This window comes from Acinetobacter sp. CIP-A165, assembly GCF_000367985.1.
Classification (GTDB): Bacteria; Pseudomonadota; Gammaproteobacteria; order Pseudomonadales; family Moraxellaceae; genus Acinetobacter.
Genome location: NZ_KB849202.1, coordinates 110,648 through 127,117, shown reverse-complemented (window position 1 = coordinate 127,117; position 16,470 = coordinate 110,648). Strand labels below are relative to the sequence as shown.

Annotated in this window: 12 protein-coding genes; 4 read left to right on the top strand and 8 right to left on the bottom strand. The window is 40.0% G+C overall.

Features of this window, described 5'->3' with window-relative positions; genetic code table 11:
- Positions 1–15: 15 nt before the first annotated feature.
- From F991_RS06200 to F991_RS06175, 6 genes are all read right to left on the bottom strand, one after another.
- Positions 16–708: a hypothetical protein gene (locus F991_RS06200; RefSeq protein ID WP_004669903.1), complete on the bottom strand. Its 693-nt coding sequence runs from the start codon at positions 706–708 to the stop codon at positions 16–18.
- Positions 709–720: 12 nt separating this feature from the next.
- On the bottom strand, positions 721–2,790 hold the full coding sequence (locus tag F991_RS06195; RefSeq protein WP_004669902.1) for a hypothetical protein: 2,070 nt from the start codon (positions 2,788–2,790) through the stop codon (positions 721–723).
- 243 nt (positions 2,791–3,033) lie between these two features.
- Positions 3,034–4,743 carry a ShlB/FhaC/HecB family hemolysin secretion/activation protein gene (locus tag F991_RS06190; RefSeq protein ID WP_004669901.1) on the bottom strand — a complete coding sequence of 570 codons (1,710 nt, stop codon included), beginning with the start codon at positions 4,741–4,743 and terminating at the stop codon, positions 3,034–3,036.
- A gap of 84 nt (positions 4,744–4,827) precedes the next feature.
- A complete protein-coding gene (locus F991_RS06185) occupies positions 4,828–7,809 on the bottom strand; it encodes a two-partner secretion domain-containing protein (RefSeq protein WP_004669900.1) in 2,982 nt (993 codons plus the stop codon).
- Between the two features lie 409 nt (positions 7,810–8,218).
- Positions 8,219–8,788: a dCTP deaminase gene (gene dcd / locus F991_RS06180; protein ID WP_004669899.1), complete on the bottom strand. Its 570-nt coding sequence runs from the start codon at positions 8,786–8,788 to the stop codon at positions 8,219–8,221.
- A 113-nt stretch (positions 8,789–8,901) separates the two neighbouring features.
- Positions 8,902–9,495 (bottom strand): LysE family translocator, encoded by a 594-nt coding sequence (locus F991_RS06175; RefSeq protein ID WP_004669898.1) that lies wholly within the window; start codon positions 9,493–9,495, stop codon positions 8,902–8,904.
- Between the two features lie 323 nt (positions 9,496–9,818).
- Between F991_RS06175 and F991_RS06170 the strand changes: the two genes are divergently transcribed.
- The 4 genes from F991_RS06170 to F991_RS06155 all read left to right on the top strand — a co-directional run bounded on the left by F991_RS06170 (position 9,819) and on the right by F991_RS06155 (position 14,008).
- Entirely contained in the window at positions 9,819–10,370 is a 552-nt protein-coding gene (locus tag F991_RS06170; protein WP_004669897.1) for a DUF2062 domain-containing protein, read from the top strand.
- A gap of 143 nt (positions 10,371–10,513) precedes the next feature.
- Positions 10,514–11,518 carry a TAXI family TRAP transporter solute-binding subunit gene (locus tag F991_RS06165; protein ID WP_004669896.1) on the top strand — a complete coding sequence of 335 codons (1,005 nt, stop codon included), beginning with the start codon at positions 10,514–10,516 and terminating at the stop codon, positions 11,516–11,518.
- Entirely contained in the window at positions 11,515–12,003 is a 489-nt protein-coding gene (locus F991_RS06160; protein WP_004669894.1) for a DUF1850 domain-containing protein, read from the top strand. Before F991_RS06165 ends, F991_RS06160 begins: the two co-directional genes overlap by 4 nt.
- Complete coding sequence (locus F991_RS06155; protein WP_004669893.1) at positions 11,987–14,008, top strand: TRAP transporter permease; 2,022 nt, start codon at positions 11,987–11,989, stop codon at positions 14,006–14,008. The genes F991_RS06160 and F991_RS06155 overlap by 17 nt, the downstream gene beginning before the upstream one ends.
- Positions 14,009–14,094: 86 nt before the next feature.
- Here F991_RS06155 and F991_RS06150 read toward each other — a convergent pair whose 3' ends face one another.
- Both F991_RS06150 and apbC read right to left on the bottom strand, forming a co-directional pair.
- Positions 14,095–14,970 (bottom strand): 5'-methylthioadenosine/S-adenosylhomocysteine nucleosidase, encoded by an 876-nt coding sequence (locus F991_RS06150; RefSeq protein ID WP_004669891.1) that lies wholly within the window; start codon positions 14,968–14,970, stop codon positions 14,095–14,097.
- 168 nt (positions 14,971–15,138) lie between these two features.
- On the bottom strand, positions 15,139–16,377 hold the full coding sequence (apbC, locus tag F991_RS06145; RefSeq protein WP_004669890.1) for an iron-sulfur cluster carrier protein ApbC: 1,239 nt from the start codon (positions 16,375–16,377) through the stop codon (positions 15,139–15,141).
- Between the last annotated feature and the right edge of the window lie 93 nt (positions 16,378–16,470).

Here is a 16,470-nt window from a genome sequence, read left to right as displayed (position 1 = left end):
TTTTTCCTTTTTCTTTTAACAACGTGGATGTCCAGCACCACAAGAGAAGATTTTGACATCTCCAGTCAATGACAAATTACCATTCATATTTACACCAATAAAACCTCGTTCTTTATTGGCATCAAAACCACTGCCGCCATAAGGTGTAGCAGGAGTCAAATAACCTGGTAAGTTGCTTGAGCCTGTAGAACAATTGGCATCACTTTCGGTACAAGTATCCGTTTCAATCGATAATGACTGAAATCCAACATTTCTAAACTCAATGGGTTTTGCGGGGTTGAAGCCTAACTTGATCGCAGCGTGTGGTGTACCATTATAAATAACATCTTCACCATCTAACTTAAGCTCTTGAATATTGACAGTTCCTTGAATACCTTTCATCACTAACCATTGTTTACGCCCAGTTGCTGAAGCAATACGATTGCCTTGAGCATCATAGCTATCTTGAGTACCATCGTGGTATCGGTTATTCAACGACACTGCTAAACGGCAATACAACAGATCGGCACATAGAAAATTAGCATTATTATCATGGTTTAAACTGAACTTTAATGATAAATCTGCACCCGCTTGCCCCGTCACTTGCTGCAAACTGGAGTCATCTAAACTTTCCATCGCAGACAACGTTGTTGATAATAGGACCAGACCACATCCTTTTAAGATATTCATCGTTATACGATGAAAACGATACTTTTTATTGAACTTCATCGTCTTATATCCTTATAAGCCCGTTGTTGTGAACTTAAGATGTTGAATGAGTAAACCATCTATAACAGCAGAACCAAAGTTATTGCTGACCGTTGCACCTGTTGGCTGCATACTATTAATTCGTCCTGCAATATTCGCAGGTGTTGTGGTTTGGATTCCTAAAATTTGATTATTAAAATTTTGACGCCAAGTCGTTTCGTATGGATCAGGGCGATTTAAAGATGGATGTGGCTGCCCTGTAAGTGGTGCTTTGGGGGCAACAGCACTCCAGTTACCCCAATTACCCCAGCTTCCACAATAACCAGTAAAAATACTACAGCTACCTGCCCCTCGTGTACGCATCCAAACTTGAGTAAAATCTTCTTGTACAGAACTTTGTAATCCAGTTCCAGATTTTAACTCACCGATCGACACCCCATAAGCACCAATGCCTTTGTGTGCTGTTAATTGATTTGTCACAGGGTTATATTCTGTTGAACCAATAGTAATACTACTATGCGTCGCATTACTGCCTTGATAGCCTGCAATGGTCGAGCTACCGCATTGATAAATATTACAAGTCGAACCCAAATAGGTCACACCTGAGTCAACACTTGCCGCAGGGTCAATATGCTCATAACGCGTATAGATACGACGATAAACTTCTTGTACATTTGGGATTCGCGCCAACTCAATGGAAAAGTTATTACCATCAGTACTGAGCATCAAGGGTTGGTATAAGTTCCCCAACACCAAGTTTATATTGACATCATAAAGGAAAAGTCCATCTGCATTCGAGTTGGGTTGGAAGTTAGGAACTACCCCACCTAGTGCAGGTGTACTATTGTCTGATGCACCACCAACCAACTCTTGAGTACCAATCCTAAATACACTGGTTGCTGTTGGTGCGGTCCAATTATTCGTACCCTTTGCTCTTAAACGTCGAGTAGTAAAACCATTTTGACTATAACATTGCCCAACTTGATCACTCCCTCCGACAGTATTCCTTACTGGGTCCGTACACATACCACCACTAGGAAAGCTCCCAGACACAGTTGCATTGGTTGGCGGAGCATAGGAGGTTCGAACTCCATTAGTATTATTTGATGCATTAGCCTGAGTAGCAGTGATGGTTGTACCTGTTGCTAACACGCCATTTTCAAAAAACTCATTTGTCGCAGGATTATAATCGACTTGTACAATTTCTCTCGTCACAGTCTGATTACTTACCGTTCCGCGCTTACTATCGGTTGCGCCGCTATTCAAACGGACCAATCCAGCCATACCAAAGGTTTTGTTATAATTGGTATTTAAACCATAATTAAAGGTTTTTGTTGTTTCTACACCATTCACTTTCATCAAGGCATCATAAGTTCCACCCATCGCAGGTGAAACACCGTCTAATGTTTGGAAAACTTTTAAATTTGAGCCATTAATACTGAACCCATCCCAGACGGCTGAAAGACGCAAACGATTACTTAATCCATCTAAACCATTTTCAACAACATTCGCATCGCGTTGAAAAATATCCGTCCATAAGCCGAGCTTTAGATTATACGCAGAGGATTCCGCACTGCCTGAAGCAGGTAGCGTCGTATGGCGTAAGGGTGCCTCTAAAGTCAAATAAGTGACATTTTCAATATTTCCAACAAAATTTGGTACATTTTCATCATTCAAGGTTTTAAACAGCCATGGGTTATCTGCTGTACCCCATGTATCAATTGGGCGTCCATACAAGGTTCCCCAATCACTGCCATTGATGGCAGCGCCTACATTTTTATTTGATTGTGAAAGTGACAGACCATACAACCAAGCATCTGCTTTTTTATAACCTTTTGCAGTTGCACTCGCACTCAATGGTCCAACGGGGATGAGACGAATAGAACCTGCGCCATATGTTCCCGCACCACCATTAGCACTGTCTGCACCATTAAAACGAAAAGAAAAGTTTTCAGGCAAAAGTGCGATCCCCTCACCTGTGGTTTGACTAAGGCCTTCATCGGAGATTTCTTGCAATGCAAAAACAGTCTGACTGATACATAAACCAATCAAACTTGCTAAAACAGTCCGTTTAAAAACCACCGTAGAAGTTAATCTAGTCATTTTGACCTTCCTATTTCCTTGATGCTCCGCATCATCGTTATTTTTCTTACATCATTTTGAGTGACCAAATCTACCAAGATCAGTTAGCTTCCGAGCCACACTCAAACTTTATAGGCTATTTACGCCTAGGCATTCTCATTTTTTATTATGCCGAATATTTACACAAATGCAAAAGAAAGTGGTCAAATGTTACATTTTTCCGATAAGTGAATACGTCATCTTGCTGACTGAATAAAAACAAAATTAGAAGCGCCACCCAACCATAAACTGCACTCTTGGCTGTCTATCTGTATCGCTTTTAGCTGCATCAGTCATTCGCCAGGCTACCGTAGTATTATAGTCAAATCCTTGATAATTCCCTCCTAGCCCCACTCCCATACCACCTAGATAGCGACTATTCTTTTCTGTTAGATAAGGATTTTTGTTTTGTTGTATCTCACCAATGTCTTTAAACAGTGATGCATTGAGAAATGGCATCAATTGGTAATAAAAATTGATTGAAGCTCCCCAGCCTTGATCTCCAAGTGCTTCGGCTGAGGGGTAGGCTCGCATATGCTTAAATGAAAACTTTTCAGATGAATCTAAGTTTTTCGAAGCCAATTGTCCATACAGCTCAGCCATAAGCCATGATGAAGATGTCAATCTTTGCTGTCTTGATAGCGTTAACTCATACTTCTGAAAACTACCATGCGTTCTTGCAGATAGATGATCAATATTTAATGCGGATGGGCTTTGTATTTCAAGATCACCAATTGTCGTCATCAGTTCAAGCTGATTCATACCACCTTTGGCACCACCAATCCCCCGATCATCAATCTGGCTTAAATTCAATGCGATACGACTGGCATTGGTTTGCTTAGAAACTTCCGTTTCTGTAGCCTCAATTTCATCAAATAACTTTCTTTTCTCAAACAATAATTTAAGGTTTAAATTTGTTTTTTGACTACGTATAAACGGATAAGTAAAATTTAAGTTATAGTTCTCAGCAGTACCTTTGGCATCCAGTAGTTTAAATTGTTCACCCAATTCATACTCAGTTCGACTATACCCCCCACCCATCCATAGACCATCTCCTATTATTGGAAATTGGGCATTTAAACCACCAGATATTAAGTTTTGATCACTAGTGAGTATTTGAGCAGATATTTTTTCCCCATAACCCATAAAGCTATGACTTTCTAAATAACCAGTAGCACGATATCGACCAGTATATGTACTGCCTGTATTATCAATACCTACTCGACCTAACCACTTTTTTTGCCCATATACATCCAAGAGCAAATCAGTTTGCCCAAGATTTTCACCTGCTTGTAAGTTTGCACTGAGCGATTCAACACCAGCAAGATCTGAAATTAACAATAACGTTTTATTACTTGACGTTTGCTGTAATGCTTGATTCTGAGGTATTTGCTGGGTAAATCTGTGGATGACACTATCTTTAACCGTTGATTGATTATTTAAAACAACCTTACCAAGCTGTCCTTCCAATACCCTTATAGTCAACACACCATCCTCTATTTTTTGCTTTGGTAAATAAGCTGTAGCGAGAAAATAGCCTCTTTTTCTATAGTATTGAGTAATATGTGCAACAGCTTGCTGTAAAGCTGCCAAAACATTATTTTTATTTTCTAAATTTGCAACCAACTCATGGAGAATAGCCGTCTCAATTTGTTTGTTGCCTTCAATATGAACTTTATTTATCCAAATCGGTGTTTGATCTTGACTATATTCTTGTTGGGCATAATCTGCTTCAAAATACTGCTGATCAGTTTTACTGACCTGATTCAATGACTCAGGACTAAGTTGCTTGGTAATCGTTCCACTATCTGGTACGGCGATTTCAGCCTTTAATAATGAAGAAAAACAAAATAAACTACCAATAAACGTATAAGACACGCCTTTATAGAGCATTAGATATAACCATTTATTATCGTGATTTAAATAAAGTTTCATTCTTACTCTAAATTTATTTTTTAAAATCCATATAAGACAAGAGGCTTTTGCCCCTTGCCTGATTCCCTAATTTTTCTTTTTAAATTAATGGTTATATCTCAACCAAGGCGCTGTATTATCTTCATCGATCACCCATGTCGAAGTTGAATTCGGATCAGATGCATCTGCAATATCCCAGCCTGCAAAGGTCAAAACTTGCTGAAGCTGTGCCGTAGTTTTTCCAATGCCGCCTACACTTGTGCTTTGCCCTGAGGTATCGATGTTCCAATAACTGTTGGTCACTAAGCCCCCTGAACTACTCTCTCCGATTAAACCACCCACATTGTTCGTTCCTGTCACAGCCCCACTAGAATAACTATGTTCAACCACTCCACTATGATAACCAATCAACCCACCAACAGATGTACTACCCTCAACAACGCTGGTTGAATATGAGTTGGTAATAATACCACCATAGTTATTACCCACTAACCCACCGACATTTAACCCACCTTGAACCTGACCAGTTGCATAACTACCATTAATTATATTATTTGACGAGTGAGCACCAACGAGCCCACCAACATGCTGACTAAGCGGCAAATTAATTGCTATTACATCGCCTGTGGCATAGCTATTATTAATATACAAACGAGGTTCTAAATCATAGAAACCTCTGAAAACCGTTATTCCAACCAATCCCCCCAAGCCAGATATACCTGCAACACTCCCAGTAGCATAGCTGCGATCAATATAATGAAGGCTATTTTCTTGAGCTCCTACTGCCCCCACCAAGCCACCAGCACCAAAAAAACCTAATTCTGGATACCAATTTCCATTTACATAAGCACCAGTTAGTATATTGCCAGTTGCATAACTATTATAGATACCTTGAGCACTTCCCGCTAAGCCCCCAGCCCCAAGGCCGCCTGTACCATTAGGGTCAAGATTCTGCTCAAACTCTAGAGGCATCGAAATATCTGCTAAAGAAATATCCCCTGTAGCATAACTGTCATAAATCGGGAGTGTACTTCCTCCTACCAAACCACCAACTCCGAAAATCCCTTTAACATTCGCCTCAGAATAACTCTGGCTAATTTTATCTAGACCAGATTCAATATACTGCCCACCTGCAACCCCAACTAAACCACCTACAGAAAACATTCCTTCAACTTGCCCAGTACTATATGCTTTTTTAATAGTTCCTCCTAAATGCAGCCCAGTTAAAGCACCTATAGATGCTTGTGCATTAATCGTTACATTTGTGAGGCCAACATCCCTTAACTCACTACCATAGGTAATACTAAATAATCCTTGAGGAGCTGCAACCTGATCATTAATCGTTCCCCATTCAAGTCGTGGCTTTTTAATGGTTAGCCCATCAACAATATGACCGAGTCCATGGAAGTTCCCTTGAAAGAATGGTAACTCTATTTCTGGGGGAATACCGCCTTCAGGTAACTGCAGACCACCATCAATCTTAACTAGAAACTGCCCGATCGCATCAAAGCCCTCGCCATTATTCCAGTTCACAGTGGCAGAGGCATCAATATTACTGCCCAAAGCATAATTTGCAGTGAGGTTGTTTTGCATACCTTGTAATGTATTACTACTTGTATCACCCTCAACACCTAGATCATTAATGACGATGTAAGATGCACCATTGATCTTGAGAGTTGGTGAAGAACCACCGATATTAATCTTTGCACCATGATTTAAGTTGTAATCTGAACCAACTCCATAATTCATCGCCAGCTTGGCTTTATCTCCACTCAAGTCCAAATCATTATTAAAGTTAATATCTTTGTTTGCTGTTAAGGTCAGTGACGTATTTGCGGTCCAACTTGTTTCATCATTGAAATTAATATTGCCTTCCCCGTCTCCAGTACCGAAAGCGTTTAAGGTGACATTACCTTTATCCAAAGCATTACTTAATGTACTGCTATTTACAGTTCCACCGAAGAAATCAATATCAATATTTTTTGCCTGTAACTCCCAACCACTTGTCGCTGGTGGTAGGTCATTGGTCATGTTCTGTTGTGTTGTTATGGCTGTACCTGTATTGATGTTGACACTCGATCCAAAGGTTTTAATCTGACCACCATCTCCGCCATTGGGTGCTGAGGCATCAAGTACACCGCCTACATTCACAACACCGCTGTTTAAATCACTACTTAACTCAATTACACCATTCACATTATTTACAGTTTGTGCCTGAATCACACCAATGCTATTTACAACCGCATTGCTTAACTCATCAATGCCTTTAGCCGTCAAAATAACTTTTCCGCCATCAGCTTGAATCAATCCACCTGAGTTAACTAAAGCTTGTGCTTTACCTTGGTTAATGGTGTATCCAAGCAAACTGCCATTATTTAGATTTAAAGTGATATCTCCACCAGCGGCTAACAACACATTTCCTTGAGGTGCTTTAATCGTACCAGTCTGCTTTACACTAGGTGCGATTAATGCAACTGTTCCACCTGTTGGCACAGTGATTTTCCCTCGATTCTCGACTGTTTTATTGTTATTTACATTATTAAAATTAAATACATTGTTATTAAAATCACTATTGCTCAGATTTAAAGTCGATGCAACTAAACCACTGGTATTTACTTGAGATGTACTTCCAAATAAAACACCATTCGGATTGATAATAAATACTTGTCCATTGGCATTAAGTTGACCATTTAATACAGATGCGCCTGAGCCAATTACGCGGTTTAAGGTAATAGAGTTTGCATTGGGTTGGACAAAGTTAACAGTTTCATTGCTATTGGTAGAAAAACTACTCCAATCGATCGCCGCCTTTGCAGTAGATTGATTAATCGTTGTCGTTGTTCCAGATGTACCAATTGTTGCAGTTCCTGAAGTTACAACGCCGCCTGTTGGTCCTGCAAGAGTAATACTTGCACTTAGTAAATTAACGACAAACAATCCTGTCAACTTCACCATAAAACCTGTTGATAATCTGGAAACCACCTTATCTGATGATTTTTTTAAAACAATGCCTCCCTTTGCAATTTCACTCACAGCTTGCCAGCAAAAATGCTTACTGTTCCACACAACTTGATATACTTTATTCATGATTATTCCCCATTTATTTTTAATGTTTATTCAAAAATTATTGCACTTCATTTTTTAGCATATCTTTTGTTTTTTTGATTTATTTTTATACACTTTCTGACAAATGACCATTACATCATTTTTTAAAATCAAAAAAATAGGATGATAAAAAGCAAAGCTTGTTATAGCTATATACCTAACCTTAAAAAAATCACGACAAGTCAGAAAAATTTAATTTATCTTAACAATACTTTAAGATTAAGTTGCCAAAATTCTTTCCCTATACTCTTATAATAATGATGAAAGATTTAGTATATAAAAAGAATTTATTGAAATGATATAAACGACCATTATTATTTTCTAAGTATTTTAACCATTGACCGAATGATCAATGGTTAAAATTTTATAATGTTGAACTTACCAAAGAAACTTAAGTCTTCGGCAATGTCACACCAGTTTGACCTTGGTATTTACCGCCACGATCTTTATATGAGGTTTCACAGACTTCATCACTTTCAAAGAACAGCATCTGAGCTACACCTTCACCCGCATAAATACGTGCAGGCAAGTTTGTGGTGTTTGAAAACTCAAGTGTAACGTGACCTTCCCACTCTGGTTCTAAAGGGGTTACGTTTACAATAATACCGCAACGCGCGTAGGTCGATTTTCCTAAACACACGGTCAGTACATTACGCGGGATACGGAAATACTCGATGGTACGCGCAAGTGCAAATGAATTGGGTGGAATAATACAAACATCAGATTCGATATCAATAAAGCTTTTCTCATCGAAATTCTTTGGATCAACAATGACAGAATGCACATTGGTAAAGACTTTAAACTCACGCGCACAACGGACATCATAGCCATAGCTTGAGACCCCATAAGAAATCAACTTTTCTCCATTTTCATCGAAACGGACTTGATTTTCTGCATAAGGTTCAATCATGCCGTGTTTTTCGCTCATTTCACGAATCCAACGATCAGATTTTATTGCCATGTCTTTATATCCAAAAACGAAGTTGATGATTGGCAGCTACTTTAACGTAAAATGACATTAATGAAAACAACACCCCAATCGATATAACCAACCAAGTGAGAAACGTTGAAATCTTATAAATTATTGAGTGCTGAATAACTGATCGGAATCGCAAAACTGACCAGCACAACTGAAGTCATACGCTGTAATTTAGATTGAGATAACCATGTTACTTTGTTGGTTGCCAAAACAGCACCTACAGCGATCCAAAATAACGCAATTGGGAGAATCAGAGCAACAAAAGTGCTCATGTGTGCAAAATAAATGTCTTGGCTCTTCCACGCAGTAGCTGGGAAAATCGCAGAAGCAAATAACAATGCTTTAGGGTTGAGTAAGGTGGCACAAAGTAATTCTCTAGGTCTAATCGTCGGTTGATTTAATATCACTTCTTGATCTGCCGTACGCCACAATTTAAAAGCGAGAAATAAAATATAGCCTGCACTCAGCAACTTGAGAAAAACGGGCAATAAGGGCAATGTTGCGGAGACTTTACCAATCAACATCCCCCACACACTAATCGCAATGATATAACCGATCGCCTCTGCGGGGATCAACAATAAAGACTTACGTAGCCCCACTTGGATACCAGAGGATGCAAGTAAGGTATTGGTCGGACCAGGCGTCAATAAAATCGTCGCAACCAATCCAATAAAAAACCATGAAATCATCGAATGACCTCACTAAAATTGTTTTTTAGATTAATCGAACGGCGATCCGATAGCAAAAAAATAACTGTAAGTAGTTATGCTGACATTCATATTAACCTCATATTTTATTTATACTTTATGATTTTCAATCCCTTATAACTCTAGAGTCACCTTAATAATTTCGTATATTTTGCATACAACAGATAGAGTGTGCCTCAGCAAAAACGCCGATGGAAGTAAACTTTCATTGCTGCATCCAATCTTTTTGGCTTTTAAGTTTAGGCTAAGCAAAGCATGCTATTTTGAAGGGTACTGCTCTTTTATTTTGATACATTTCCCATTTTATGCCTAAGCTATTCTTTCAGAAATGGCTCCCCTCCTCGGAAAAAATCGCCAAACTTAAGTTGATGAAAGTTTTTGGTCCTCGCACCTTAAACCCCTTACTTTGGTATGTGAATCGTCACACCATTGCAAAAGCGATCTTTATTGGCACTTTTTGGGGCATCTTACCCGTACCTTTTCATAGCCTGTTTATCATCTTGAGTATTTTATACTTCGAGGTGAATCTGCCGATTGGCTTATGTCTAGCTTGGCTCACCAACCCATTGACGGTTGTGCCCATCCTATATGTCGGTTTTTGGTTTGGTGCTCAGATATATCAAGTCGACATGATTAATAAAGAGATATTACTTGGTGTGCTGCATCAAATGATCAATTGGTTGACCAATTTTGGTCATGGTCATATTGATTTAAATTTAGCAAAAATACTCTTGTCTGGTTTGGTGGTTGAGGCGCTGCTGTGTGCCCTGCTGTTTTATGTCGCGACACATTTAATTTGGCGTTGGGTGGTGATAAAGAATTGGAAATCACGTCATAAAAAAGGATCAATTCTTTAGTATAAAAAGCGTCGAAAAAAGTTGCCATCCCCCTCAGAATACGGTAAGAGTAGAACATATTTTATCGCGTCAAAATGAACAATCATATTAAATAAAGCAACCAAATGATGGATTTATGGTTTGCATACAATTAGGAGATAGCAATGAAAAAATGGCCCCAACTCATTTTACTCGGTTTAGCAATCACAGGTTTATCCGCTTGTTCTGACAATACTGGCAACAAAAATACAAGCCAAGAAGGAAGTAGCGCAACTGCAAATGCCAATAAACTCGAAACAAGATTTGTCAATATTGCAACGGGTGGAGCATCAGGTCCATATAATGTCATCGCAACAAATTTGGCTGAAATTTATCATAAAACTTATGGTGTAAACTCCAAAACACAGACCACTGGCGCTTCGGTTGAAAACCTCAATCTACTCAAACAAAACAAAGTCGAAATGGCTTTTGTGATGAGTGACAGCCTTACAGAAGCAGTGAATGGACAAGGGAGCTTTAAGGATAAAATAACCAATGTGCAACAGATAGCTGCACTCTATCCAAACTATGTGCAAATCGTCACATCAAAAAAATCTGGGATCAAAAGCATTGAGGATTTGAAAGGTAAACGTATCGCAGTGGGTGCTCAAAACTCTGGCGTTGAAGTGAATGCTCGCACTTTATTAAATGGTTTCGGTATTAGCTATAAAGACGTAAAAGTTGATTATTTAGGCTATGCAGAGGCGGCTGACGCACTTAAAGGCGGAAAGTTAGATGCAGCCTTCCTCACCAGTGGTATTCCCAATTCATCACTTATGGAATTACAGCGCGGCTATGATTTACAGCTTGTCAGTATTGATCCTGAAAAAATTAAACAAATCGCCAAAGACCAAGCTTATTTCTTACCAATGATCATTCCTAAAGGCACCTATGACAATGCTGAAGATATTCCTACAGCAGCGATCATGAATGCTTTGGTTGTTCGTTCAGATCTTTCTGAAGATGATGTGTATAAATTGACTAAAACATTCTTTGAAAGTCTGGATGCTTTAGCCAATAGTCACCAAGCAGCCAAAGACATCAGCTTGCAAGGTGCGCAACAAGGTTTAGTGACTCAACTACACCCTGGAGCGAAAAAATATTACGACGAAATTGCAGCAACAAAATGAAGCATCTAAGTGCAGCCTCGGCTGCACTTTTCTGTAGCGTGGTGCTATTGGGTATTCTAATGAGTTATCCCATTGCAAGCACACAGGTCACAACGCCAAAACATCACTGCATTATCCGTGACGCTGATTTTAATTTGCAATGGCGGCATTCTGTAGAAAAAACGTTATGGCTAGAAAATTACCAACGTAGCAAAAATGGCTTCCAGCTCATTTATACGGACTTAATTTCTTTTGGTGCTGGAACACCAAGTGATTACCCAGTTATTTTTCAAAAGGGTGGTGTGATCCGAATGTCGGTCAATCAACAAATCCCTGAGATCAACTGGACCGTTTCACGAAATATGCAAGGTCATATTTTACTAAAGGACAAAAGCTGGGCAATCGCAAACCGACTCCCCGATTATAGCCTTGTTCAGTTTAGAAGCACTTATACACCATTATGGAAGATCTGGTGGTTAGGAGAATGTGATGAATACACCGAATGATACCGTAACGCCAGAACAGACAGATCAAGCAAAACAAAAAGAATTATTAGAAAAATTTGATAAGGAATCTGTAACACGCACGCCCAAACAGAAATCTGTTGGCCTATTTATTACCGTGTTAGCCATTTTTTACTCTCTGTTCCATTTGTTTATTACCTTTAATCCACTACCTGAACTGATCCAACGTTCAGCACACGTTTCGATTGGTATAGCCCTTATTTTCCTGTTATATCCAGCTCGGCAAAGTAGCGATCGGCAATATATCGCTTGGTTTGACTGGGTATTAATGCTGGCATCGCTCGCTTCATTTGGTTATTTATGGATTGAATATCAAAATATTATGACCTCGCGAGGAGGTATTCCAAATACCTTGGATATCGTGTTTGCCATTATGACTGTGGTTCTAGTGATTGAGGCGGCACGAAGAATCATGGGCTGGATGTTGCCTATTCTTGGGCTAATTTTTCTGGCTTATCCATTTATTAGTCATTTTAACTGGATGCCTGACCGCTTACTCACTCGACCTTATAGCGTCAGTGATATTTTCGGGCAAATGTATTTAAAAACGGAAGGTCTTTATTCATCTGCGATTGGCGCGTCAGTGACCTTTATCTTCCTGTTTATTTTATTTGGTGCATTTCTAGCCAAGTCGGGTATGGGCAAACTATTCAATGATCTCGCGATGGCTTTAGCAGGACACAAACAAGGTGGGCCTGCAAAAGTTGCTGTGATTTCTAGTGGTTTTATGGGAAGTATTAACGGCACAGCCGTTGCCAATGTGGTGGGAACAGGTTCATTTACCATTCCATTGATGAAAAAAATTGGTTATAACAAAAATTTCGCAGGCGCAGTGGAAGCCAGTGCTTCCGTTGGTGGTCAGATTCTACCGCCAATCATGGGCGCGAGTGCCTTTATCATGGCAGAAACAACAGGGGTCAGTTATGGCACCATTGCTCTCGCAGCGATCTTACCTGCATTGTTGTATTACCTCGGCGTGATTTCACAAGTCCATTTCCGTGCAGGTCGTGACAATCTCAAAGGCTTACCCAAATCAGATTTGCCTCGTGTCAAAGAAGTATTGAAAGAGCGTGGTCACTTGCTCATTCCGATTGTGGCATTGGTGTTTTTCTTATTTCAATCCATGCCTGTCAGCTATGCCGCGGTCTATACCATTCTATTAACCATTGTTGTCGCCAATCTGCGTAAAACAACGCGGATGGGAGTTAAACAAATTTTAGAGGCGCTTGCGGATGGTGCCAAGCAATCTTTATCGGTAATGTCTGCCTGTGCTGTGGTTGGTCTGATCATTGGTGTGGTGAGTTTAACAAGTTTCGGCTCGGTAATGACCTCATATATCATGAGTGTCGGCGCAGGAAATCTGTTCCTTACGTTGTTATTTACCATGGTCGCATCGATGATTTTAGGCATGGGGCTTCCATCTATTCCTGCCTATATCATCACGGCAACGATGGCAGCGCCTGCACTGGCTCATTTTGATGTGCCGATTCTTGTTGCACACATGTTTGTATTCTATTTTGGTTTATTTGCCAATATTACCCCTCCTGTTGCTTTGGCTGCTTTTGCTGGGGCTGGTATTTCAGGTGGCGACCCGATGAAAACAGGATTTCAAGCACTTAAGTTATCCTTAGCTGGTTTTATTGTGCCGTTTCTGTTTGTTTATAATCCAGCCATGCTGATGATCGATACCACCAATGTGGCAATGAATGCCCGTGAGTTTGCCCTACCTTCGATCTGGAGTATTGTCAGCATCGCGACGACATCGATTATCGGCATTCTGGCCTTAGGTGCAGCAGTAGAGGGCTATTTCAAAACCACGATGAATTGGCTATGGAGATTGGTGTTAGGCGTTGGAGCATTGATGATGATTGTGCCAGAACCGATGACTGATCTTATTGGTGTTGTTATTGTTGGGGTTTGTATTGCCATGAATATCGCACAAGCGAAAAAAGAAACGGGTTCTACACCGCCTCAATCCGCTCACTAGCACTATTCACGATTAATAGTGATGTGAATAAAACCTAAAAAGCTGTCTCAGCATGTGATGAGACAGCTTTTTAGCAACACCTATCTCTATTTAGTTTCAGTTTTTGCCTTCATATAGTGTTCCGCAACATCTAAGACATAATCCTGACACGCTTCACCTGTAGCGGGATCATAAGCGCCATTATTAGTAATATTGTTGGATAAAACCCGAATGCCAAGGAATGGCACTTTAAATTGATATGCAATTTGTGCAACCGATGCTGCTTCCATTTCCTCAACAGAAGTACCATATGTGCTATGCAAGAAATTAATTCGATCTAATTCATTATTCCAAACATCAGCCGAGCCAATCGTACCTTCTACAACTTGGCCTTTGCTATAGTTTGCTTTGGCTTTATAGGCCGCAACCAATAAGGCTGGATCCCCTTCAAACTTGCGTATCGCAATCGGTTCAGGATCAGACTCATCATCAGGAAGTACATCAAATGCTTCGTTCCATGTCAGTGAGTTTGAACCGCCATTTATGGGTTGATGAGGTGTTTTGAATGCACCGATATTGGTCGTATATTTTCCGAGAACAATATCAAACACATGTAAATCAGGATCATGTCCGCCTGAAGTACCTTGATTTATAATCGCAATCGGTTGGTAATGCTGAATGGCAATCGCTGTTGCTGCGGCTGAATTACTCATGCCCATTCGGGTCTTCGAGATAATCATGGGATAACCCTTATAGCTTCCCTTCCAAAACGTCCAACCTCCTATCGTTTCGACTGTAACACTGTCTAATTTTGAAGCCATTCGTTCAGATTCAATCGGCAATGCACCTTGTATCACGATAGGCTGCAATTGGGGCTTTTCTCGCGCTTGCTGAGAACCTGAATCGCCGTCCCCGTTACAAGCACTCAAGAACAAAGCTGTACAAACACTGACAATCCCCATAAACCGTTTAAAATGCATCATTCATCCACTCTCAATCGAAAAGAGAAAATAAGCAATCCACATGCCAGTTTTTACTCGTTGGTATATTTTTAATTCTTATCAATCAAAAAATCATTTTGCTCAGCACATAAAAAAACCAACATCATGATGTTGGTTTTTTTAAAGCATTAAGTTTGGAAATCGGTTTATTTAGAAAATGCGTTTGTCATCTTTTTGATGCTTTGGTAATTTTTCCATTTGCTCAAGCAGTGCTTGAGCGATAGCCATAAAACTTTCAGCCGCAGCATCTTGCGCAATTACACTTGGTTTACCTTGATCCGCATGTTCACGAATTTTACCATCCAAAGGTAAACGCCCGAGTAATGGAATTTGGTATTGTTCAGAAATTTGATCACCGCCGCCGATCCCAAAAATTTGTTCTTCAAAACCACAATTCGAACAAATATGTGTCGACATATTTTCGATCACACCAAGCACTGGAATGTTGACGCGATTAAACAGCTCGATCCCTTTCACCGCATCCATGAGTGCCACATTCTGAGGTGTTGTCACAATCACTGCGCCTGTCACAGGTATACGCTGTGCCAATGTCAATTGGATGTCACCTGTTCCCGGTGGCATATCAATCACCAGTACATCTAAATCAGGCCAAAGCGTTTGATTAAACAATTGCATCAATGCCCCTGTTGCCTTTGGTCCACGCCAAGCCACAGGCGTATTATGCGCACCGATGAGATGACCGATCGAAATAACTGCCATGCCATAAGCATCTAAAGGCACAAAATGTTCATTTTCAATTTGAGGTGTTTGACCTGCATTTCCAAGCATCGTTGGAATACTTGGGCCATAGATATCGGCATCGAGAACACCGACTTTTAAGCCCATTTTTTGTAGTGCAAGTGCAAGATTCACTGTGGTGGTTGATTTACCTACACCACCTTTACCCGATGACACCAAAATAACATTTTGAATGCGTGGATGAGCTGCAATGTCACGCTGTTGTGGTGCCGCTTTTTGAATAGGTGGGTTATTTGGGTCTGTTTCAACTTTTGCGGACGCATCCATCACAGGCGGTAGTTTTGTATTTTTTGCAGTTTCCGCTTTAGGCTTAGATGAACAGCTATGACCCACTTCGCCATGTGCAGCGTGTTTTTGTTGAATGACATGTAGGTTTAACTCCTGAATGCCACATTTTTCTAAGGCTTCAGCAAGTTCATCATGGATTTGTTGTAAATGATCTTTTTCTTGAGGAAAGGTATTAATCGTCAGTTGCAAAATACGACCTTGCACATTCACTTGGCTAATCCGATCTTTTAAGCCATTTTCTGAATCAGGTAATACATAATTTTGTAGAACTGTTTGAATCTCGTCTTCCTTCACTTCTTGTGCTGGTGAAAAAACAGATTTTAAGGAAGAAAGCCACGACATTTTGTTTACTCCAAAAACAGATCAACAGAGGACTGAGTTTGGTTAGTTTAGCAGGATCGAAGAAGTGACGCTCATATCAAAGAAGACAATTGC